Genomic DNA, 1,604 nt, shown 5'->3' on the forward strand with positions numbered 1-1,604 from the left:
TGATGAAAACAACCCTGCCTGAGTATTGAGCAATATCATAAAAACTTTACCTTATTTTAAATAATGCTTTGAGTATTACAACAAACTAGGTAGAATTACGCTGTTTAATGGCTCGGTATTCCCAAAATTTTAGGACGACTGAATAATGGATAATCAAGAAATCAACAACGGTCGCCGCCGTTTTCTGACACTGGCTACTTGCGGTGCAGGCGGTGTGGCGGCTCTAGGCGTAGCTACGCCTTTCGTGGCCAGCTTCTTCCCATCGGAGAAAGCTAAGGCTGCCGGTGCTGCTGTCGAAGTGGATGTCAGCAAAATCGAAGCAGGCCAAATGCTGACTGCCGAATGGCAGGGTAAACCGATTTGGCTGGTCAACCGCACAGATCAACAGCTCAAAGACTTGAAAAGTTTGGATGGTGCAGTTACAGACCCTAATTCCGAAGTGGATCAGCAACCGGAATACGCTAAAAACGAGCACCGTTCGATCAAGCCGAACCTCCTCGTCGCTATCGGTATCTGTACCCACCTGGGTTGCTCTCCGACTTACCGTCCCGACGTTGCCCCTGCGGATTTGGGTGCAGACTGGAAAGGCGGTTTCTTCTGCCCTTGCCACGGTTCGAAATTCGACATGGCAGGCCGCGTATACAAAGGTGTTCCTGCACCGACCAATTTGGTTGTACCGCCTTACAAATATCTGAGCGATACGACTGTTTTGGTGGGCGAAGACTAAAAATAAGGAACGATAATTATGGCAAACCAAACCAATAGCAAAGCAAAAGCATTGTTAGGCTGGATGGACGCTCGCTTCCCTCTGTCTAAAATGTGGAATGAGCATTTGGCTCAATACTATGCGCCAAAGAACTTCAACTTCTGGTATTACTTCGGCTCTTTGGCTCTGCTCGTCCTTGTAATTCAAATCGTCAGCGGTATTTTCCTGACCATGAACTACAAACCGGACGGCAACCTTAACGCCTACCATCTGCCTGCTGCCTTTACTGCAGTAGAGTACATCATGCGCGACGTGTCCGGCGGCTGGATTATCCGCTACATGCACTCCACTGGCGCATCTTTCTTCTTCATCGTCGTTTATCTGCACATGTTCCGCGGTCTGATTTACGGTTCGTACAAAAAACCTCGTGAATTGGTGTGGATTTTCGGTTCCCTGATTTTCTTGGCATTGATGGCAGAAGCTTTTATGGGTTACCTGTTGCCTTGGGGTCAAATGTCCTTCTGGGGTGCGCAGGTAATTATTAACCTGTTCTCCGCCATCCCTGTTATCGGTCCTGATTTGTCCACTTGGATCCGCGGTGACTTCAACGTTTCCGACGTTACTTTAAACCGCTTCTTCGCCCTGCACGTTATCGCTGTACCTTTGGTATTGCTCGGCTTGGTTGTGGCTCACATCATCGCCCTGCATGAAGTGGGTTCTAACAACCCTGATGGCGTTGAAATCAAGAAAAACAAAGACGAAAACGGTATTCCACGCGATGGTATCCCATTCCATCCTTACTACACCGTTAAAGACATCTTGGGCGTCGTTGTATTCCTGATTGTCTTCTGTTCTGTGTTGTTCTTTGCACCTGAAGGCGGCGGCTACTTCCTCGAAG

General features: G+C 48.3%; 2 protein-coding genes. Both read left to right on the forward strand.

What is annotated here, in order from left to right:
- The first annotated feature begins 145 nt into the window (after positions 1 to 145).
- Entirely contained in the window at positions 146 to 727 is a 582-nt protein-coding gene (petA, locus tag ACTHUM_RS13475; RefSeq protein ID WP_049335346.1) for a ubiquinol-cytochrome c reductase iron-sulfur subunit, read from the forward strand.
- 18 nt (positions 728 to 745) lie between these two features.
- The coding region (locus ACTHUM_RS13480; RefSeq protein WP_440403110.1) for a cytochrome b at positions 746 to 1,604 on the forward strand (859 nt) is incomplete at its 3' end.

It is taken from the genome of Neisseria sp. P0021.S006 (assembly GCF_051956895.1).

Bases quoted from the DNA above. Each gene is read 5' to 3' on its own strand.
- petA (WP_049335346.1), top strand. From the start codon at position 146: ATGGATAATCAAGAAATCAACAACGGTCGCCGCCGTTTTCTGACACTG.